Here is a 19331-nt window from a genome sequence, read left to right on the forward strand (position 1 = left end):
GGCGCCGTGGGCACACCGGCGGCCCGCCGCTCCGGACACGCTCCGGGGCGGCGGGCCGCTCGTACGCGGGGTCAGGGCCCTACGGTGATCTGCTGCGCCGGATCGGTCGAATCGGCGACGAGGTAGACCGCGTTGAAGACGGACGAGGTCGCGCTCGTCGGGCAGCCGAACCCGCCGGTCACCTTGACCGGCACGGAGGCGTTGGTGAAGGTCAGGCTCGACGGCGCGCCGTTGGCCCAGGTGCCGCCCACGTTCGCCGCGGCCGTGGGCGCCGCGGTGACGGTGCAGGAGGCGAGCCCGGTCGTCTTGAGCACCAGCCCGCCGACCGGCACGGTCATCGTCGCGGTGATCGGGGAGCCGTCCTGCATCGACACCGACCAGGCGCCGCTGGTGGTGACCGTGGGGGTCACGCCCGGCAGGCTGGCGGTACAGGAGCTGTACGTCGGCGGCGAGATCGGCGAGGAGACCGGGCCGGCGGCGTTGTGGTTGCCGGGAGCGGCCGGCACCGTGCCGGTGGAGACGGAGACCGAGCAGGTCACCGTCACCGAACCGGCCTTGAGGGTGGCCTTCCCGCTGAGGGTGGCCTTGAAGGAGTGCCCGGCCGGGGTGACGGTGGTCGACCCGGCCAGGGGCGAGGGCGCGGCGGAGGCGGTGACCGAGGCCACCGACAGGGCTCCGGCGGCGGCCATCCCGAGGGCGAGCGCGGTGCGCGTACGGCTCATGGCTGTGCTCCTTGGGGATCCTGGTGCAGGGTGGGGGAGGAGCTGGGGAGCGGGGCGGCGTAGGGCTGCCAGGCGAACATCAGGCCGCCGCCGAGAATCCCGAGCAGGGTGCCGATCAGGAACCCGCCCAGGTTCGACATGACCAGGGCGGCGGTGGCGATCAGCGTGGTGAGGACACCGGCCAGGTTCCGCTGCGGGGGCGAGAACCAGGCGGTGAGCCCGAGCACGATCATGACGATGCCCATCAGCACGGAGGGGATGCCCGCCACCCCCTGCTGGAGCATGACCTTCAGCGGTGCGAGGGGCAGGAGGCAGATCTCGGTCCCGGCGAGGACGGCGAGGAGCCCGCCCCAGAACGGCCTGCTGCGCCGCCACCGCCGCCAGCGGGTCAGAAGCATTCCTTCTTGCCCTTGCTGATGTTCATGCTGAGCCCCGACAGCTTGAAGGTGCCGGCGTTGGTCGCCCACGCCGTCTGCTGGAGGTTGGTGATGCTGACCCTGTCCGCCTGCTGGGCGAAGAGGTCCTGCATCCCCTGCGCGTCGGCCGGCCCCTTGTCGAGGGTGGAGGCGTCGCGCCCGATCTCGATGTTGCTGAAGACGGCATCGCCGGAGAGCTGCGTCGCGTCGACGAACAGATTGCTCGCCTCGACCGGGGTCTTCTGGCCCGCGGTGAGGTTGAGCGAGATGTCCCCGATCACCGGGAGGGTGGTGACCACCGACTGGCAGAGGCTGTTCAGCTTCGCCTCCCTGATGGCGGTGACCGCCACCGGGATGAGCTCCTCGCGGGCGTTGACGTCGACGCTGCCGTACTGGGCGAAGCCCTCGCCCTCCAGGCTCTTCGCCGACACCTTGAACTGCTGCCCCGACACGGCGAAGGAGGCGGCGAGAACGCCCTGCGCGAGGGCGATGCCGAGGCCGGCGGTGACGGCGACGGCGGGGACGGTCAGGACGGCGAACCGGCGCCAGCGGACGTGGCCGTCGCCTGAGGGGGGTGCGGGGGGTGCGGGGGGCGCGGGAGGGCCGGGAGGGCCGGGAGGCTCGGGTAACTCGGGGGAATCTGCCATGAGATCGTCCCTTATTTCGGCTGTGCACCGTTGTTACCGACGAGTTGAATGTAAGAGTGCCAATGGTGGTTGGCAAGGTTGTGCGAGCGCGCCCTTTCGGCCGACTCCTACTGCTCCGTACGCAGCAGTTCGGCGACCTCCGCGTCCACCCGCAGGGCCATCGCCCGCGCGAACTCCGTGGCCACCACCTCACCGGCCACCGGCCGCAGCGCCGTCACCGCCGCCGTGATGTGCTGGAGCTGCGTGGCCGAAAGTCGCTCCAGCCCTTGCGCACCGATCACATGCCGCCGGAACAGCCCGACGAACCGGTCCGCGAGCGCGGCCGCCTGCGCCTGTACGAACTCTCCGGCGTCCAGGATCTCCGCGAGCGGCACGCCCTCGCGCACCAGCGCGAGCGTCGCGTCCAGCAGCCGGGGGCTCCGGTGGGTGACGAGGTCCCCGTCGACCGTGACGTAGCCCAGCTCGGCCGCCCGCCGGGTGTCCTCGGCCGTGGCCGTCGGGCCGAACAGCTCCCGCAGCTCGGCCCGGGACATCGTGACCGGCTCCTCCTGCACCCAGTCCCGGGTCATCTCCCGTTCCAGGCCCAGCAGTTGCGACAGGCCGCCGCCGTCCTCCCAGGCGTGCAGGAGCTCGGCGATGCCGTTGACCGTGTAGCCGCGCCCCAGCAGGTCGCTGATCAGGCGCAGCCGGGTCAGGTGGTCGTCGGAGTACCAGGCGATCCGGCCCTCCCGGCGCGGCGGCGGCAGCAGCCCGCGCTCCTGGTAGTAGCGCAGGTTGCGCACCTTGACGCCGGCCGCCCGGGCCACGTCCTCGCGGCGGTAGCGCCCGCCGCCGATCCCGTCCTCCACCTGGCTGCTCACGCGGCCGAGTGTAGGACGTACCGGCAGGTCACAAGGCTGCGTACCGGCAGGTCACATGGGCCGGGGGCGATCCTGCTTGACCGCGCGCAGAACCACGAACTTCGGCTCGCTCGCGACGACTTCGCTGTTGCCGAACAGCCGGCGCAGGTGGGTGTGGTAGCCCATGTGCCGGTTGGCGACGATCCACAGCTCGCCGCCGGGCCGCAGCACCTTGCGCGACTGCGCGAACATCCGCAGCGCCGTCGCGTCCGTCGTGGCCTGGTGGGAGTGGAACGGCGGATTGCTCAGCACCAGGTCGACGGAGGAGGGGTCCAGCATGGCCACCCCGTCGCCGACGTGGAACTCGGCGGTCCGCAGGCCCTCGCGAACGTTCGCCCGGTACGTCGCCCGCGCCGAGGCGACCGCCTGGTAGGACTCGTCGGTGAAGACGACCTGGGCGTCGGGATCGTGGACCTGCACCGCCGTACCGACGACGCCGTTGCCGCAGCCCAGGTCCACGACCGTGGCCCCGTCGGTGTTGGTCGGCAGGTTCTGGAGGAAGAAGCGGGTGCCGACGTCGAGCCGGTCCGCGCAGAAGATCCCGGCGTGGTTGACGACGGTCAGCCCGGAGGCCGAGCCGGCCTCCTCGTCCACCGTGTACGTCAGCGGCCACGGGTCGGCGGCCGTGGGACGGATGGCACCCGGGGTGCCCGGCGTGCAGAAGATCAGCCGGGCCTTCTTCTCCGCGAGGGAGGTCTTCGTCGGGCCGAGGATCTTCTCGAAGAGCCGCAGGGTGGAGGTGTGGATCTCCTTGACCATGCCGGCGCCGACGACCACGGTGCCCGCGTGCACGTGCGGGGCCAGCCGGTACAGCTGGTCCTCCAGCAGCGCCAGGCTCTTGGGCACGCGCACCAGCAGGACGTCGATCTTCTCGGGCGGCGGGTCCTGCGTGGTCAGCAGCGTCACCGTCGCCTTGGACGTCCCGATGCCGGCCCGGTCCAGATTGGCCGCGGTGGCGGAACGGGAGAGGGAGGAGTCGGTGATCTGCGTCGGGCGGTACGCGGCGAGCGCCGTCGTCAGCGTTCCCCAGCGGTCCCCGAGCACGGCGATCCGGCCGGCGGCGGCGGCCAGGTCCACCGGACCGCGCTCACCGGTACCGGAGTCGAGGTGGCGCAGCAGGTACTCGTCGGCGGCGTCCCAGGCGCGGAGCCGGTCGCGCGGATCCTCGGGGAAGCGGGTGAGCTCGTAGGAGCCGAAGGGCGTGGTCAGGCGGTTCATATGCGACCCAGGCTAACCGAGCCGGAGCCCCGCCCCCGCACGGACGGGCCCCGGCCCGCCCGCGAGGAGGGCCGATCGGCCCTATTCGGGGAGATCCCCGGCCATCGCGGCGGCCGTCCGCAGGTACGGACGGGCCTCGTCGGCCCTGCCCAGCCGCTCCAGGGTGCGACCGAGCATCAGCTGCGCGTAGTCCTCCACCGGCCAGCGCTCCAGGATGGCGCGCAGCTCGTGCTCGGCACGGGAGAGCTGGGCGGAGTGGTAGTAGGCGCGGGCCAGCAGCAGCCGGGGCGCCAGCTGCTCGGGGACCTCGCCCGCCAGGGTGTCGAGGACGCGGGCGGCGGTCGCATACTCCCTCGCCTCGAAGAAGAGCAGGGCCCGGTCCCAGCGCTCGGCTGCCGTCCCGTGCTCGAGGTACGTCGTAGGCCCGTTCATCGAGTCCCTTCCTTACGCCCGGTGTCCCCCGCTCGAACACGCCCGTACGGTGGAACATTCCACCCGCCGCAGCCTCCCCCTCGGGACTAGGTTGTCCGCATGAGCAATCTCGATCGCCAGCCCGCTCTCTCCGCCTGCGGCGGCCGCGGTTTCGTCGTGGCCGAACCGGTACGCGAGCTCCTCAGCCCGCGCACCGTCAAGCTCGGGGAGTCCACCGAGGTACGCCGACTCCTGCCGAACCTGGGCCGCCGCATGGTGGGCGCCTGGTGCTTCGTGGACCACTACGGCCCGGACGACATCGCCGACGAGCCCGGCATGCAGGTCGCTCCCCACCCCCACTCCGGACTCCAGACGGTGAGCTGGCTGCACGAGGGCGAGGTGCTGCACCGCGACAGCGTGGGCAGCCTCGCCACGATCCGCCCGCGCGAGCTGGGCCTGATGACCTCCGGCCGCGGCATCAGCCACTCGGAGGAGAGCCCGCGCCCGCACGCCCGCTTCCTGCACGGCGCCCAGCTCTGGGTCGCCCTCCCGGACGCCCACCGCGACGTGGAACCCCACTTCCAGCACCACGCCGACCTCCCCCACGTGACGGCCCCGGGCCTGACGGCGACGGTCATCCTGGGCACCCTGGACACCGCCACCTCGCCCGGCACGGCGTACACCCCGATCGTCGGCGCCGACCTGGCCCTGACGGCAAGCACCGAGACCCGCCTCCCGCTCGACCCGGACTTCGAGTACGCGGTCCTGTCGATGTCGGGCGAAGCCCACGTCGACGGCGTCCCGGTCCTCCCGGGCTCGATGCTCTACTTGGGCTGCGGCCGCACCGAACTCCCCCTGCGCGCAACCTCGGACGCGGGCCTGATGCTCCTGGGCGGCGAGCCGTTCGAGGAGGAGATCGTCATGTTTTGGAACTGGATCGGGCGCAGCAACGAGGAGATCGTCCAGTTCCGCAAGGACTGGATGGAGGGCACCCGCTACGGCGAAGTGAAGGGCTACGACGGCCCTCCGATCCCCGCGCCGCAACTCCCGCCGGTGCCGCTGAAGGCACGTGGGCGGGTGCGCTGAATGTTGACTTTGGTGACAGTTCGTGAGGTCCGCTGGTGTCCCGCCACGCCTCGGCGGGGTTCGTTCCATGGCGCGCACCCGTACCGGTGCGTTTGACAGTCTCGGGGGTGCGGCGCCTACTGAGAGTGAGGCCCCGGCCCGGCATTTTCTGTTGCCGCCTGCTTGCGGTGGCGGTGCCGCTGATGGGCCGTCGCTGCCCGTCCGTCCGGCGGGCGCCCTCACCCTGGCCTCGGTTGTGCAGCGGCCGGTCCGGCCGTGGAATACCTCGCGAAGGGTGCGCAAGATGATGCGTAATGTGCGTATGCGCGGCTGGATCGAGGCGATCGCCGCCGCGATCAGCGGAATCCTTCTCATCGTGACCCTGCTCTGGCGCGACTGGATCGAAGAGGTCTTCGGGGTCGACCCCGACCAGCACAGCGGGGCGCTCGAATGGGTCATCGTCGCCCTCGCCGTCTGCGCCACGCTCACGTTCTCGCTTCTCGCGCGCGGTGAATGGCGCAGGGCCAAGGCGCTGCAGCCGCGCACGGAGTGAGCTGATCAGCAGGAACCGGAGGCTGTCAGATGTCGAACGAGAAGCGGACCGAGGGTCCCCCGTACGTGGCGCAGGAAGCGAATGTGGGGCATGCCCGCAAGCCGAAGTCCCTGGCGAAGACCGGAAAGCGGGCCCGGGCGCTGGCCGAGTCGGCGGAAGGTACGCCGACACCCGAGGAGCTCGACGCCCGCGAGGAGAAGGTCAGCCGACGTCGCAAGCCGATGGGCCCCGCTCAGGACCAGGTGCCCGAAACCATTCCCCAGGAGCTGGACGAGCCCGAGGAACAGTGACGGAGGACAGCAGTCATGGCCCAAGTCCGCCTCATCAAGAACATCGGCCTCGACGACAACGCCACCGGCGTCCAGACCGGCACCATCCACGAGCCGACCGTCGCGACATCCCACGACAACATCTTCATCACCGGCAACTGGTTCGCCGGCCGCAGCACCGACAACGGCGCGGGATGGACCCTGGTCGATCCGTTCACCACGCTGCCCTCTGCGGCGGGCGGCTTCTGCTGCGACCAGATCGTCCTCTACGAACCCAGCCGGGACCTCTGGATCTGGATCCTCCAGTACAGCGCCAAGGCGGGCAGCAACGTCTTCCGTGTGGCCTACGCCCCTGGTGACGACCCGACCGCATGGAAGTGGCAGGACTTCAGTCCGCGGGACCTGGACCACTCGTGGACGGACATGTGGTTCGACTACCCGGACGCGGCGGTGAGTTCGAACCACCTCTACATCACCTTCAACGCCTTCAACGCGGCAGGGAACTGGCAGCGCGCCTTCGCCTTCAAGGTGCCCCTCGATGCGCTCAAGGCCGCGACCGAGCTGACGTACCAGTGGTGGACAACGACGCAGAACGGTTCCCTGCGGCTCACCCAGGGCGCGGTCGGCAGCATGTTCTTCGCCAGCCACAACGGCGGCCGGACCTTGAGGGTGTACGGCTGGCCCGACGCCTCGAACACGGTGGGCTCGTTCGATGTGCAGGTGAGCCAGTGGACCCGCGATCCGTTCTCCGCTCCCGGACCCGGCGGCGTCGAGTGGCTCACCCGTACCGACTCGCGCATCACCGGCGGCTGGGTGAGCGGCACCCGCGCGGGATTCCTGTGGACGGCCGGGCCCCGGTCCGGACGGCCCATGCCGTACGTCAAGGGCGCGGTCGTCGACGTGACCACGCAGGCTCTGGTGGAGGAGCCCGACATCTGGAGCCAGGAGTCCGCGTACGCCCAGCCGGCGGCCTGCCCGAACGCCCAGGGAATCGTCGGCGTCACGCTGTTCCTCGGCGGTGGTCCGAGGCATCCCTCGCACGTGGTGGGCTTCCGCGACGGCGGCGAATGGCGGCTGGCCATCACCAGTACGAGCACACACGGCCCCCTGGGGGGAAAGTGGGGTGACTACCTCACCTGTCACCGCCATGATCCGAATTCCTCGGATTGGGTGGCCTCCGGCTACACCCTCCAGGGCGGCTTCGACCGCCGCAACGTGGAACCGCGGTACGTGCACTTCGGCATCGGCAGCTGATCCGGCGTGTGCGCAGCACTCCGGCGGCGCACACGCCGCGCCGCTCGGCTTCCCGGACGCATGCCGGCCCGTCACCGGCAGGGGATAGGCGAAGTCGTCGACGGCATCGATCCGGGTCTTGCCCCGCATGTGGTCCAGGAGGGGCGACTACGTGGACGCGGAGAGAAGGTCGTGGAGGGTCGCCTTCCGGCTGGCCCAGAGCAGGAGGGCACTCCTGTCGATGGTCGGAATTCGGTGGCGCCGCGCGAAGGAGCGGGCCTCCTTCGTGAAACCGCCGTTGGTCACGACCAACGCCGCCGTGGCGCCGTGTTCGGCAAGGGCTGTGCCGTTCACCTGGTACATGGTGGGTGCACCGACATTGCTGCCCCTGCCGGTGCTGGTGTGCTTGCACTGGACGGCGACGTAGACACCCTCCCGATCCACAGCCAGGACGTCCGCCGCGCGGTCGTTCGAGTGCCCGCCTCGCCGCACGATGCTCCAGTCGCTGTATTCGAGGAGTGAGGCCACAAACAGCTCGAAGTCGGCCGGCGAGAGTTCGTCGATCTGGTCGGCGGTCAAGAGCAGCGAGTCGTAGGTGGGGAAGCGGAAGCCGGCCGGAGCCAAGGCTCGCGGCGCAGTGTTCGCCTGGTCGCGAAGCCGGTCGAATTCGGTGGCCTCGGGGACGAGGAAGAAGTGGGCGTAGTCCAGATATACCGGCGCCCGGCTGATGGCGTGGAGTCGGTAACCGCGGGTGAGCGGAGTGCACTCGTGCACGACGTGTGGCCGGCCGTCCGGACCCAGGATGTGGTCTCCCTTGGACAGGGCGACGAGGGTTACGGGCCTGGGGACGATGCCGGGGACGCAGGTGGTGGTGTCGCTCGTGAGGTGCCATGCCAGAGGCCAGCCGTGTTGCGAGCCCAACGTGACGAAGCGATGCCGGCTGGGGATCAGGGGTTTGCCGCACAGCGAGCAGTCAGTGGTGAACTTCTTCGGCGGCGTTGCCGGGTCGTCCGTGACGGGCTTGACACCCGCGTGGAAGGTGGCTGGTATGTCGGACACGAATTTCCTTGGTGTTGAAGAGACTTGTGATGAGTGAACCATCTCGCGGAGCAACCGCCGGTTCGGCCGGCAGGCGTGAGTCGGAGCCGGATCAGTGCCGCAGGTAGTAGGGGCGGTTGTGGGCGGCGACCGGGGATGACTGGTAGGTCCAGGCTCCCGCCGGGGCGGTGCCGTTCAGCAGCCGGGTGAGGTCCTGGCCGACGTCGGCGGTCGGGTCGAGGACGGCGAGGTGGGCCCGGTCGGCCGCGATGTCGGCAGGGGCGTACCAGAGGTAGGGCTGGTACACGTTCATGGGGCCGGCCAGGGGGCGGCCGGTGTCGTCGGTGCCGTAGCCCGTGATGGGGGTGTTGTTCACGGGGGTACCGGTGAGGCCTGTGAGGTCGGCGGCGAGGGTGAAGAGGCCGGTGGGGTGGCGCTCGATATCGCCCTCGGGTGTGAGGCCGGCCGCCTTGCAGGTCACGTGCCAGCTGTTGCCGGCCGGTCCGTTGAGGGACGGCATGGCCGCCTCGAACCATCCGGGGTGCTTGGGTTCGGCGTAGAGCTTGCGGCCGGCGTCGATCGCGAGCGGATTGTCGCACAGCACGTGGATGCGGGCGATGCCGAGGAGTTTGGTCTGGTCGTAGCCCTGCGCGTACTGCTCGTACGACAGGTCGGGCAGGCGGTCGGCCGCGTCCGTGGGGAACGCGATGACGTTCACCTCGACCTCCTGGGTGATTCCCGCGCCGAACTGGTATTGGGCGAAGTACAGCTGGAAGTTCACCGACACCAGGGCTCGTCCGCCGAACTCCGCGGCGCTCAGGGCGGGATGGTGTTTGGCGAGGACGTCCCGAGCCACGGCGGGATCGACCAGGAAGTCCAGGCCGAGGTTGTGGAGAGCGCCGTAGTGGAAGGGGAGTTGGTACGGGGCCGGTACGGGCGGCAGGGGCATCGGGCTCACGAGGCGTCTCCGGTGATCGTGGCGGGTTCGGTGCGGTGCAGGGCGACGGGCCGGTCTCGCTCGGTCAGTTCGCCTTCCACGCGTTCGGCGCTGCGCAGGACGAGCGCGGCCATCGTCAGCGTGGGGTTGGAGGTGGCGACCGAGGGCAGGCTGCCGCAGCCGATCGCGTACAGCCCCGGGTGGTCCCAGCAGCGCTGCCACTCGTCGACGACCGAGGTCGTGGGCGAGTCGCCCATGATGTGGGTGCCGGCGCCGTGCCCCGCCCCGCGGAAGGCGTAGGAGCGGCCGTGATGGACGAAATGGCCGGGCTGGCCGGGGCCGGGTGCGTAGTCGCTGTGGTCCTCCGCGCCCAGCAGCGCGAAGATCTGGTCGGAGACTTCCTTTGCCGCCGCGATGCCGTCCCTGACGTGTGCGGAGAGGTTGTACGTGGCGACGGGGCGCGGCAGCCCGAGGGCATCGCTGCGATGGGGGTCGAGGGTGATGCGGTTGGCCGGATCGGCACCCTGTTCCATCTCGAACTGCAGGGCGAACTGCCTGCCCACCCGGTCCGCTACGGAGGCTCGCAGTGTGGCGCCGCGCAGGCCGCCGCCCCCCTGTCGGCCGGCGGGCCCCAGGAGCGCGGCGAGGTCCGAGTCGGGGCCTCCCGTGGCCCAGACCCAGCCCCAGTTGCCGATCTCGATGCGGAACGGTGCCCGTCGGCGGCGGGCCCGGCCGAAGCGGAAGCCCTCGATGCCCGAGGTGGAGCCGGGGCCCCGGTACGGACCCACCTGTTCCGGCATGAGGCCCCAGGCGAGCAGCACCGGGTGGTCCATCAGGTTCCGGCCGACCTGCCCGCTGCGGTTCGCGAGACCCGAGAGCAGCAGCAGTTTGGCGTTCTCCACGGCGTGGGCGGCCAGGACGACGACGTCCGCGGCAACGCGATGCCGGGTGACCCCGTCCGCGTCCCCGCCCCCGTCCCCGCCCCCGTCCCCGTCCCCGTCCCCGTACGAGAGGTACTCGACTCCCGTGGCGCGGCCGGTGCCGTCCACCAGCACGCGGCTCACGACCGCCCGGTCGACGAGCTCCACCGTGGGGCTCCAGCGTGCCTGGGTCTTCAGGGGCGTGTACTTGGCCTGGGAGGGGCAGACCGGGATGCAACTGGCGTGACCAACACAGCGGTTGTGCGGGTCGGACCGTCCTTCGGCGCCCACGGGCACGTACCCGGCGCCGCCGTCGTACGAGGGGTGCGGAACCCCGTTGCGGGCGTGCGGAGTTCCTGCGACCCGCAGCTCCACCGGATCGTCGGCGCCCGGGTCCTTCACACACCGGCCGTCCAGCCGTCCCGCCATCAGGCGGTCCAGGTGGCTGGGCGGCAGCGCGCGCATGGGGAAGACGTAGCCGTGGGGCAGGGGCAGCCCGACGTGGGCGCGTTGCTCGTCGGCGTCGGCCGCGACGCCGATCTCCCGCTCGGCGGCCCGGTAGTACGGCTCCAGGTCGGCGTAACCGATGGGCCAGGCACGGCCGTAGCCGAAGAGGTCGGTACGGAAGTCCTCCGGGTGCATCCGCGGGGTGAGCCCGGTCCACACGTTGCCGGTTCCGCCGTTCGCGCGCACGTATCCGCTGGCGTAGGGGAGTTCGCCCCGCTGGATCAGGTAGCCGTCGGATCGGTACCCCCCGCCGGCCAGGCCGGTCAGGTCGGTGACCTCGGGCCGGGGCGTCGCCGGATGCGGCGGGTACGGAGATCCCGGGACCTTGGCCGAGGCGGCGAGGTAGGTGTCCACCGCCTGTCGATGCCCCTGCGCGGCGTCGACCGCCCGCAGCCCCGCCTCCAGGACCAGCACGCGCCGGCCGCGCTCACCGAGCCGGTGCGCCATCAACGTCCCGGCGAAGCCCCCGCCGACTACGATCACGTCGTACTCCTGCGGGCGACCAGGGCGACCCGGGCTCACCGCGCGACTCCGGCCCCTGCGGCGACGTCGACGGGAGCCTCGGCCCAGCTTCCGAAGCCGCTGGGCCCGACACCTGGCGGCTCCCCGCCGAAGGCGCGCCAGACGAGCCCCGCTGCGTAGGCGCGGGCGGAGACGGTGAAGGGCGCCGTACCGTCGAGTCCGGGCCAACTCCCCGTGTACCAGAGGCGAATCACGGCATCGGCGAGCTCTGCCCGGCCCTCGTCGGACCTACGATCTCCGTCGGCCCGGTCAGGGAGCTGTTCCTCTTCGACCAGGAGCTTGTAGCGATCGGCCCCGACCTGTTCCCGTACGACGGCCCGGTACTCTTCCGACATTCCCGTGGCTCGCAGCTCCTCCTCGCTGAATCCGGTCAGAGCCGCGGACGTCGCGATGAATGCATCGCCCCCGTCCACGTCCTCCATGACGTGCGGCACCATGACGTCTCCCCCTACGAGCGCGGTTCTGGGCGCCGGTTGCCGACGAGCACAGCCGCGCGGCAACGGACGATCACGATCCGTTCCCCGCCGCAGGTCCCGTCATGCGGGGGCGCCGACGCCGGAGGGGACGGTCGGCGTGATCCGGCCATCCCCAGGAGAAGACGGGCCCCAAGCCCCAGGATCTCCGTCGTGGGTTGTGGGCCCGGCGGCCGGTCGTATGATCGCCGCACCGTCTGAGTACGATCACCCATCCCGGTCCGAGTACGCGAACGGGTGCCCGCCGCGCGCGGCGCCGGAAGGGTGGACACATGCGCCGACTGCTGCTGCTCGCCCCGCTGTTGCTGTTCACCGTTGGCTGCGGGGTGGTGCAGTCCTCTGAGGACGAGGCGACGGACGCCGCACGGGAGGTGGCCAGGAAGACGGGCGAGCGGCTCTACGGACAGCGTCCGCGCACGGCGGAGGAGGTAGGGCGCTCCGCTTCCGGCATCGACGGGGTGGAGGTACTGCGGGTGACGGGTACCTCGACACACGACGGGAACGGCGTCGACGTGGTCGTCCGCACGTCCGGTTCGGCGTACAACGCATGGTTCGACCCCGAGGAGGTGGCCGTGCGGCGCTGTTTCGCGGTGCGGGTGTCGCCCAAGTCGGAGTGGCGTGAGGATCCCCGCGACGTGGACTGCCCGGATGGCCCTCCGCTGACCTTCGCCCCGCCACCCGAACCGCCCCGGCTGCCGTACGAGGAGCTCCGCGCGACACTTCCCCGGGTGCCGGAGGGAGGCCGGGTGGACGAGGCCGACGTGCGCCGTGCGCTCGCCGCACTGGACCTGGATCCGGCGATCCGTACCGAGGTGAAGGCGGACGGCGGCCGGGTCGGCGTTCTCCTGTCGGTGAAGGGCAACAGCTTCGAGGCGCAGGACTGTCTTCTCGCCCGCGTGGGACCCGGCGCCACCGAAGTGTGGGTGCCGCCCCGGATCCAGCGGATGCCCGGAGAGGGCGGCTGCACCGTCGGCAACGCCCTGGACCCGCAACCGGCACCGCACTGAACGGGGCTGTCAGGCGAGGGGCAGGTTCTGTTCGGACCAGACGGTCTTGCCTCCCCTGCTGTAGCGGCTGCCCCAGCGGTGCGAGAGCTGGGCGACGATGTACAGGCCGCGACCGCCTTCCTCGGAGCTCCTCGCACGCCGCATCCTGGGCTGCGTGTTACTGGAGTCCGACACCTCGCACGTCAGGGTGTCCGCCCGGATCAGCCGGAGCCGGACCGGGCCACCGGCGTGGCGAATGGCGTTGGTGACCAGCTCGCTGACGATGAGCTCCGTGCTGAAGGCGAGCTCGTCGAGGTGCCAGGCGGTCAGCTGAGCCAGGACGAGATGGCGCGCGTCGCCGACGATCGCCGGGTCTGCGTCGAGATGCCATGTCGCGATGGAACCGGCATCCACCACACGGGTACGGGCCAGCAGGAGGGTGACGTCGTCCTTCAGCCTGCCCGGCGGCAGCCCTTCCACGATGTCGTGCCGGGCCTGACGCAGCGGCCGACCGAGTACGTCGGCGCGCAGCAGCCGGTCCGCCAGGTCGCGCATGCCCTGGTCGATGTCCCCCTCGCCGCGTTCGATCAGGCCGTCGCTGTACAGGGCGAGCACGCTCCCCGGCGGAAGATCGCGTTCGACCGGCTCGAAGGGCCAGCCGCCGACCCCCAGGGGCGGGCCGGGGCTCAGCTCGACGTACTCCACGGTTCCGTCCGGGCTGACCACGGCGGGAGGCGGGTGTCCGGCGCTCGCCATGACGCAACTTCGGGTCACCGGGTCGTAGACGGCGTACAGGCAGGTCGCCCCGGCCGGTCCGGTGGGGACCGGCATGCCCGCGTCGCCGTCTTCCGAGTCCTCGCTCTCCGCCTCGGCGACGACCTGCAGGACCATGTCGTCCACGTGCGCCAGCAGTTCCTCGGGTTCCAGTTCCAAGTCCGCCATCGCGCGTACGGCGCTGCGCAGGCGCCCCATCATGGCCGTGGCGTACAGCCCGTGACCGGCGACATCCCCGACCACCAGGGCGACACGGGCCGACGACAGGGGGATGACGTCGAACCAGTCGCCACCCACTCCGCTGTCCGCGTCGGCGGGCAGGTAGACGCTGGCGGCTTCCAGTGCGGGCGTTTCCGAGGTCGCCGGCGGCAGAAGGCTGCGCTGCAGGCCCACAGCGGTGCGGCGTTCCTTCGTATACCTCCGCGCGTTGTCCACGGCGACGGCCGCACGGGCGGCGATCTCCTCCAGAAGCGCCAGGTCGTCCTCCTCCAGCGGGGCAGCGTCCCCCGTGCGCCAGAGCGTGAGCCTTCCGAACCCGATGCCCCGCGCGCACAGCGGCGCCGTCATCGCCGAATGCGCACCCGGGACGGCCGTGGCCCACTCCGGGGCCGCGTCGTTCCCGGGTCCCGTGGGCCGGGTCCCGAGGCCGGTGATCAGCTCTCCCCGGCGCTCCCGCGCCCCGGGCGCGGCCGGTTCGGGCCCGTCCGCGGCGAGAGGGGCCGTGAACTGGGCCGTACCCGTACGCAGCCCGTCCGCTTCCGCTCCGGCGACGGCCATCCGGATCAGGGGCAGCGTGAGGTGCCCGTCAGCGGGTGGCTCTCCACCGGTGAGAACGGTCTCCGCGACATCCGCCGCGGCGCAGTCGCCGAACGTGGGCGCCAGGACTTTGACGAGGTCCTCGACGGCGCGCAGGACGGACAGCGAACCGCCCAGCGCTTCGGTCGCCCGGTAGAGCAGGTCCAGGCGCCCACGCGACCGTTCGTGGTCGGTGACGTCGGTGAACACCGTCGCCACACCCATCGGATGACCGTCGGGTTCCTGCAGCCGGAACGCCTGGATGTTCACGACCCGGCCCCCTCTCGGGTCGTCCAGGGTGCGCGCGGTCGCGTTGAAACCGATCAGGGGTTCCCCGCTGTGCATGACCTCCCGCAGCCGGTCGTCGATGATCCGCGCGTCCTCGGCCCACAGGAAGTCGGCCAGGCGCCGGCCCTTCAGCTCGACGGGCACTCCGGTGTACGGCAGCAGGTGCGTGTTCGTCCGCAGCAGGCGCAGGTCCGCGTCGAAGACGGCCAGGCCCACTCGGCCCTGCAGGAACAGTTCATGGGTGAAGGCGTGGTCCTGCCGCCACTGGGCGACCAGCTCCAGGGGTGCGCCGAGTACGAGGCAGCGGGCCGCGTCGCCGCGCGTGCCGCCGTTCAGCGGGATGACGCGGAAGCCGATCTCCAGCTCGCGCCCCGAGCCGTGCCGCAGGGTGGCCCGGCCCTCCCAGCCCTCCCGCTCCGCGTGCCTGCCCTGAGCCAGAACCGCTTCCCAGCGGTCCGCGTCCGCCAGGAGGTCCCTGGCCGATCGGCCGCACACGTCTGCGGACCGGCGCTCCAGGAGGGCTTCGGCCGCCGGTGTCCAGGCGACGACCGTCCCGGCATCGTCCAGCAGTGCCGCGGCCGTGTTCGTGACAGCGAAGGGATAGTCCTGGTTGCTCTCAGTGGCGCGCATGCGTGCCCATCTCGTCCGCCGGTCCCGCTGTCCTCATGCTGGTCGATGTCCGGATAGAGAGCCAGAGGCGTTGCGCCATCCGGTACGGCTCCAGGCGCCGCACCGCAGAAACCGGGCCCCGCTCGGGCGACCCGGGCTCGGGACCGCCTGGACCGGGCCGTCGGCGGCCCGGTGATCGCCGCCGTTCCCCGGGACGACTGACCGGGATGGGCCGCCGGCCTGGTCAGGCCGGGGCGAGGACGCAGAACTCGTTGCCCTCCGGGTCCGCGAGGCAGGTCCACGGCACGTCGCCCTGGCCGAAGTCGATGTCGGTGGCGCCGAGGGCCCGCAGCCGGGCCGCCTCCGCCGCCGCGTCGCCACCTCGGTAGGGGCGGATGTCGAGATGGACGCGGTCCTGCACGGTCTTCGCGTCGGGCGTGCGGAGGAACTCCAGGTACGGGCCGACACCCTTGGCGGAGCGCAGCACCGCCTGATGGGCCTCGGAGGTGGTGGCGAGATCGAGGTGCACGCGGTTCTTCACCGTTTTGGGTTCCGGGACGCGGCAGATGTCGATGCAGACGGCGACCGGGTCGGGATAGGTGAAGTCCTGGGGTTCGAGGTTCGTCACGCCGGGCTCCTCGATGGAAGCGCTCCAGCCGAGCGCCTCCGCCCAGAACCGGCCGAGCGCGGAATCGTCCTGAGCCTTCATGTTGATCTGAACAAGCCGCGTCGTCATGCGGCCGATTCTATGCACACCGTCCTGGCACGACATGCGGAGAAACCGTCGCCCAACGGATCGACTCGCTCGCCAACCGCACTGCTCAGCCCGCCCATTGACGTGCCAGGTCGTGGTGTTGCCTCAGGCCTTCGGCTTGGCGTCGATCTCGGCGATCAGGCCTTCGACGAGGCCCTTGATCTCGTCGCGGATGGGGCGGACGGCCTCGACGCCCTGGCCCGCACCGACCGCCTCCGCTTCGCACCCGTCGCCGTGGCCTCCTACATCGGCGCCGCGTACTGGTTCACCTCCTCCACCTCCTTCGCCAACCCGGCCGTCACCATCGGCCGCGCCTTCACCGACACCTTCGCCGGCATCGGGGGAGGAGCGCACAGGACTGGGCCTGTCCGACGGGATCGCGTACTGCCGGACAGGCCCGGGCCGGAAGGGCTCAGCGCCCTTCGGTGATCAGTCGCACCGGCTGCACACGTATCCGCGGCGCACGGCGGGCCGAGGCCCGGCCAGCACCGGCACGGGCGCCCACCGGCCGCGGTGCGCCCGGTGCGGCGGCGGACCGTACGGCGACTGCCAGGCCGGCCGCTCGGTTCGACCCGAGCCGCCCCTGTTTCGGAGCTCGGGTCGTACGGAACGCAGGTTCACCGGCTCCGGGATGTGGCAGCGGCGGAGAACGATGGACAGGCAGGTGGGCACGTCCACCCAGGTTTTGGACACAGAGATACACCGGTTCCAGTGAGAAGACCGCAGCGAAAAGGGGCGCGGCGCACAGGTGCGACGCGCGACGGTTCAGCGCTCGGGGGATCTCACTTGGTGTACAACGGCGCGTCCTTGACAGGGTGACTGCGGGCGGGAGAACGGTATCGGCACGCGGGAGTGCGGCTCCACCGATTTTCGGTCGCCGCCGCCATCCTGATCGTCATGTCCCGGCGGCGCGGGAGAGGAGCCGGCCCATGGCGGCGTCGGGGCCGGCGCCCCGGCCCGCTCCGGCGGCTGCTGACCCCTTGACCGACCTTCACTGCGGCGGGGTACGCGCACCCGGGCATGTGAACCGTAGATCACCAGGCAGTAAGGTCGATCCGCAACACGACGCGAAGGGGAGATCGGTGGCGCGGGTTGCAATCATCGGTGGGGGTATCAGCGGGCTGGGGGCGGCGCTCATGCTCGGCCGACGGGGCCATACGGTCACCGTGTGCGAGCAGGACGAGCGGCAGGCCGGAGAGGACCTGAACCGGGACTTCTTCCACTGGAACAGGCCCCGCATCCCGCAGGCCACCCAGCCCCACTCGCTCCTCGCGCCCGTGCGCACCGTATTGCGCGCCGAGACCCCCGATGTCTACGCGGACCTGCTGGCACGCGGAGCGCGGGAGTACCACGAGTTCGACTGGTTCGGTGAGCATCCACCGCATCGGGCCGGCGACGAGGACCTGGTGACCCTGCGTACCCGCCGCATCGTCCTGGAGGCCGCCTTGGCCGCGGCCGTGCGGCGGGAACGCACCGTTGACGTGCGGCAAGGCCGCCGGGTGCGCGCCCTCGCCATCGAGGAGGGCCGCCCTGCCCGGGTCACCGGCGTGCAGGTCGGCGCGGAAACGCACCGGGCCGACCTCGTAGTCGATGCGTCCGGTCGTCGCTCGCCGGTTCCCGCCTGGCTGATCGCGGCCGGCTGCCGCCCGCCCGTGGTCGAAAGCCACCGCACCGGGATCGCCTACCTGTGCCGCTGGTACCGCCTGCGGGCCGACGGGCCGCGTGACCCCGGGCGGGTGAAGACCGGCTCGGCCGCACCGTTCGCGCTCGCCGGCGTCTTCCCTTCCGACAACGACACCTTCGCGGTGAACCTGGTGCTCTCCACGGGCGATCCGACCCGCGGCGCGCTCACCGACCCCGCCGTGTTCGAGGCCGCCGCCCGCCGCTTCCCCGCCACCGCAGCCTGGCTCGACCTGGCCCCCGAACCGCAGTCGGCCGTCCTGGCGATGGCCGGCCTGGACAACCGCTGGACCACCCTCGCCGACGATGACGGACCTGTCGTCACCGGCCTGGTCAACGCGGGGGACAGCCTCATCCACACCAACCCCACTTCGGGCCACGGCGTATCCCTCGGCCTGCTCGCGGCCCAGTACCTCGCCACCCATGCCGACCGGATAGCCGCTGACCCCACCGCCTATCACAGCTGGACGGCGCAGGCCCTGCGCCCGCGGTTCGACGCGCAGGTGACGGCCGACCGCACCACCGGGCAGCGCCTCGCCGAGAGCACACCGCCTTCGGACCGGCGGGCTGCCGCCCTGGCCGCCTGCGCCTTTGACGATCCCGTCGTCATGAGGGCCCGGGCCCAGGTACGCCATCTCCTGCGACCCGCCGATGAGGCCTACGGCACCGACGAAGTGGACCACCGCGTCACCGCCTGGCTGGATGCCCGCCCGGACTTCTCGCCACAGCACGACGGTCCGACCCGGGACCAGTGGGACGCGCTCATCCCGAACTGAGCACGTTGCACGCCGAACGCCAGGTCGGATTCTCGCCAGCGCCGACGATCACCCTCTCGTTTCATTGAATCAGCAACCAATGAAGAGGAGAGCGCATGAACGGCAAGGCGGTTCTGGTCACAGGTGGCAGCCGGGGCATCGGCGCGGCGATCGCGCTGGCGATGGCCGAGGCGGGAGCCGATGTGGCCATCACCTACACGGCCAACGAGGCGGCGGCCAAGGAAGTGGTCCGCAGGATCGAGGCGATCGGCCGCCGGGGAGTCGCCGTCAAGGCGGACGCGGGCGACATCGGTGACGCGGCGGGTGCCGTGGACTGGGCGGTGCAGACACTCGGCCGGCTCGACGTACTGGTCAACAACGCGGGCGCGGGCGTCCTGGGCCCGCTCGACGGGCTGACCCTGGCCGACGTCGACCGCGTGCTCGCGGTCAACGTACGAGGCACCTTCCTCGCCTCGCAGGCCGCGGCCGCCCACATGGGCCGGGGCGGCCGGATCATCACCATCGGCACCTGCATGACCCAGCGGGTACCGGGCCCCGGCGGCACGCTCTACGCGATGAGCAAGTCGGCGCTGATTGGGCTCACCAAGGCCCTGGCCCGGGAGCTCGGCGGACGGGGCATCACCGCCAACATCGTCCACCCCGGGCCGGTCGACACCGACATGAACCCGGCCGACGGACCGTACGCGGACCCCCAGGCCGCGATGACGGCCCTCGGCCGGTTCGGCCGTCCCGAGGAGATCGCGGCCACGGTCGCCTTCCTCGCCGGGGACGGGGCCGCCTACGTCACCGGCGCCGAGTTCTCCGTCGACGGCGGCCACGCCGCCTGACGGAGCCGGACC

Annotated in this window: 19 protein-coding genes and 2 pseudogenes; 8 read left to right on the plus strand and 13 right to left on the minus strand. The window is 71.4% G+C overall.

The features are described from left to right. Positions 1–71: 71 nt before the first annotated feature. The 6 genes from ACFWBN_RS10410 to ACFWBN_RS10435 all read right to left on the minus strand — a co-directional run bounded on the left by ACFWBN_RS10410 (position 72) and on the right by ACFWBN_RS10435 (position 4334). Positions 72–722: a hypothetical protein gene (locus ACFWBN_RS10410; RefSeq protein WP_385173652.1), complete on the minus strand. Its 651-nt coding sequence runs from the start codon at positions 720–722 to the stop codon at positions 72–74. Further along, entirely contained in the window at positions 719–1120 is a 402-nt protein-coding gene (locus tag ACFWBN_RS10415; RefSeq protein ID WP_385173654.1) for a DUF6114 domain-containing protein, read from the minus strand. Before ACFWBN_RS10415 ends, ACFWBN_RS10410 begins: the two co-directional genes overlap by 4 nt. Continuing rightward, positions 1111–1668, minus strand: coding sequence for a DUF6230 family protein (locus ACFWBN_RS10420; protein WP_385174058.1), 558 nt, complete (start codon positions 1666–1668; stop codon positions 1111–1113). The genes ACFWBN_RS10415 and ACFWBN_RS10420 overlap by 10 nt, the downstream gene beginning before the upstream one ends. A 224-nt stretch (positions 1669–1892) precedes the next feature. Next, a complete protein-coding gene (locus tag ACFWBN_RS10425) occupies positions 1893–2645 on the minus strand; it encodes a MerR family transcriptional regulator (RefSeq protein WP_385173656.1) in 753 nt (250 codons plus the stop codon). Positions 2646–2696: 51 nt separating this feature from the next. Then, the gene (locus ACFWBN_RS10430) at positions 2697–3893 is read right to left on the minus strand and encodes a methyltransferase (protein ID WP_385174061.1); all 1197 of its coding nucleotides are present in this window, start codon (positions 3891–3893) and stop codon (positions 2697–2699) included. Positions 3894–3983: 90 nt separating this feature from the next. Beyond that, positions 3984–4334, minus strand: a complete 351-nt coding sequence (locus ACFWBN_RS10435; RefSeq protein ID WP_385173659.1) for a tetratricopeptide repeat protein — start codon at positions 4332–4334, stop codon at positions 3984–3986. A gap of 99 nt (positions 4335–4433) precedes the next feature. Between ACFWBN_RS10435 and ACFWBN_RS10440 the strand changes: the two genes are divergently transcribed. The 4 genes from ACFWBN_RS10440 to ACFWBN_RS10455 all read left to right on the plus strand — a co-directional run bounded on the left by ACFWBN_RS10440 (position 4434) and on the right by ACFWBN_RS10455 (position 7454). Continuing rightward, positions 4434–5399, plus strand: a complete 966-nt coding sequence (locus tag ACFWBN_RS10440) for a pirin family protein (protein WP_385173662.1) — start codon at positions 4434–4436, stop codon at positions 5397–5399. Positions 5400–5682: 283 nt separating this feature from the next. Beyond that, complete coding sequence (locus tag ACFWBN_RS10445) at positions 5683–5931, plus strand: ABC transporter permease (protein ID WP_385174063.1); 249 nt, start codon at positions 5683–5685, stop codon at positions 5929–5931. 29 nt (positions 5932–5960) lie between these two features. Next, the gene (locus ACFWBN_RS10450) at positions 5961–6221 is read left to right on the plus strand and encodes a hypothetical protein (protein ID WP_385173665.1); all 261 of its coding nucleotides are present in this window, start codon (positions 5961–5963) and stop codon (positions 6219–6221) included. Between the two features lie 15 nt (positions 6222–6236). Continuing rightward, positions 6237–7454: a hypothetical protein gene (locus tag ACFWBN_RS10455; protein WP_385173668.1), complete on the plus strand. Its 1218-nt coding sequence runs from the start codon at positions 6237–6239 to the stop codon at positions 7452–7454. A gap of 147 nt (positions 7455–7601) precedes the next feature. Here the strand turns inward: ACFWBN_RS10455 and ACFWBN_RS10460 are convergent, their stop codons facing one another. From ACFWBN_RS10460 to ACFWBN_RS10475, 4 genes are all read right to left on the minus strand, one after another. Next, a complete protein-coding gene (locus tag ACFWBN_RS10460) occupies positions 7602–8492 on the minus strand; it encodes a restriction endonuclease (protein WP_385173671.1) in 891 nt (296 codons plus the stop codon). 91 nt (positions 8493–8583) lie between these two features. Continuing rightward, positions 8584–9420: a hypothetical protein gene (locus ACFWBN_RS10465; protein ID WP_385174066.1), complete on the minus strand. Its 837-nt coding sequence runs from the start codon at positions 9418–9420 to the stop codon at positions 8584–8586. A gap of 5 nt (positions 9421–9425) precedes the next feature. Next, complete coding sequence (locus tag ACFWBN_RS10470; RefSeq protein ID WP_385173674.1) at positions 9426–11318, minus strand: GMC oxidoreductase; 1893 nt, start codon at positions 11316–11318, stop codon at positions 9426–9428. Between the two features lie 35 nt (positions 11319–11353). Further along, the gene (locus ACFWBN_RS10475; RefSeq protein WP_385173677.1) at positions 11354–11794 is read right to left on the minus strand and encodes a hypothetical protein; all 441 of its coding nucleotides are present in this window, start codon (positions 11792–11794) and stop codon (positions 11354–11356) included. Between the two features lie 308 nt (positions 11795–12102). Between ACFWBN_RS10475 and ACFWBN_RS10480 the strand changes: the two genes are divergently transcribed. After that, on the plus strand, positions 12103–12837 hold the full coding sequence (locus ACFWBN_RS10480; protein WP_385173680.1) for a translation initiation factor IF-2: 735 nt from the start codon (positions 12103–12105) through the stop codon (positions 12835–12837). Positions 12838–12846: 9 nt separating this feature from the next. Here the strand turns inward: ACFWBN_RS10480 and ACFWBN_RS10485 are convergent, their stop codons facing one another. From ACFWBN_RS10485 to ACFWBN_RS10495, 3 genes and pseudogenes are all read right to left on the minus strand, one after another. Beyond that, positions 12847–15303 carry a SpoIIE family protein phosphatase gene (locus tag ACFWBN_RS10485; RefSeq protein ID WP_385173683.1) on the minus strand — a complete coding sequence of 819 codons (2457 nt, stop codon included), beginning with the start codon at positions 15301–15303 and terminating at the stop codon, positions 12847–12849. 223 nt (positions 15304–15526) lie between these two features. Further along, a complete protein-coding gene (locus tag ACFWBN_RS10490) occupies positions 15527–16018 on the minus strand; it encodes a VOC family protein (protein ID WP_385173686.1) in 492 nt (163 codons plus the stop codon). Positions 16019–16141: 123 nt separating this feature from the next. Beyond that, positions 16142–16240, minus strand: a pseudogene (locus tag ACFWBN_RS10495) (phosphotyrosine protein phosphatase); the annotation flags it as partial. Here ACFWBN_RS10495 and ACFWBN_RS10500 point away from each other — a divergent pair. The 3 genes and pseudogenes from ACFWBN_RS10500 to ACFWBN_RS10510 form a co-directional block, all read left to right on the plus strand. Further along, positions 16232–16387, plus strand: a pseudogene (locus ACFWBN_RS10500) (aquaporin family protein); the annotation flags it as partial. The pseudogenes ACFWBN_RS10495 and ACFWBN_RS10500 sit on opposite strands and share 9 nt — an antisense overlap. 731 nt (positions 16388–17118) lie before the next feature. Continuing rightward, positions 17119–18492 (plus strand): NAD(P)/FAD-dependent oxidoreductase, encoded by a 1374-nt coding sequence (locus ACFWBN_RS10505; protein WP_385173689.1) that lies wholly within the window; start codon positions 17119–17121, stop codon positions 18490–18492. A 95-nt stretch (positions 18493–18587) separates the two neighbouring features. Further along, positions 18588–19319, plus strand: coding sequence for an SDR family oxidoreductase (locus ACFWBN_RS10510; protein WP_385173692.1), 732 nt, complete (start codon positions 18588–18590; stop codon positions 19317–19319). Positions 19320–19331 lie beyond the last annotated feature (12 nt).

Origin of the sequence: Streptomyces sp. NPDC059989 (assembly GCF_042736975.1) — a bacterium.
GTDB lineage: Bacteria > Actinomycetota > Actinomycetes > Streptomycetales > Streptomycetaceae > Streptomyces.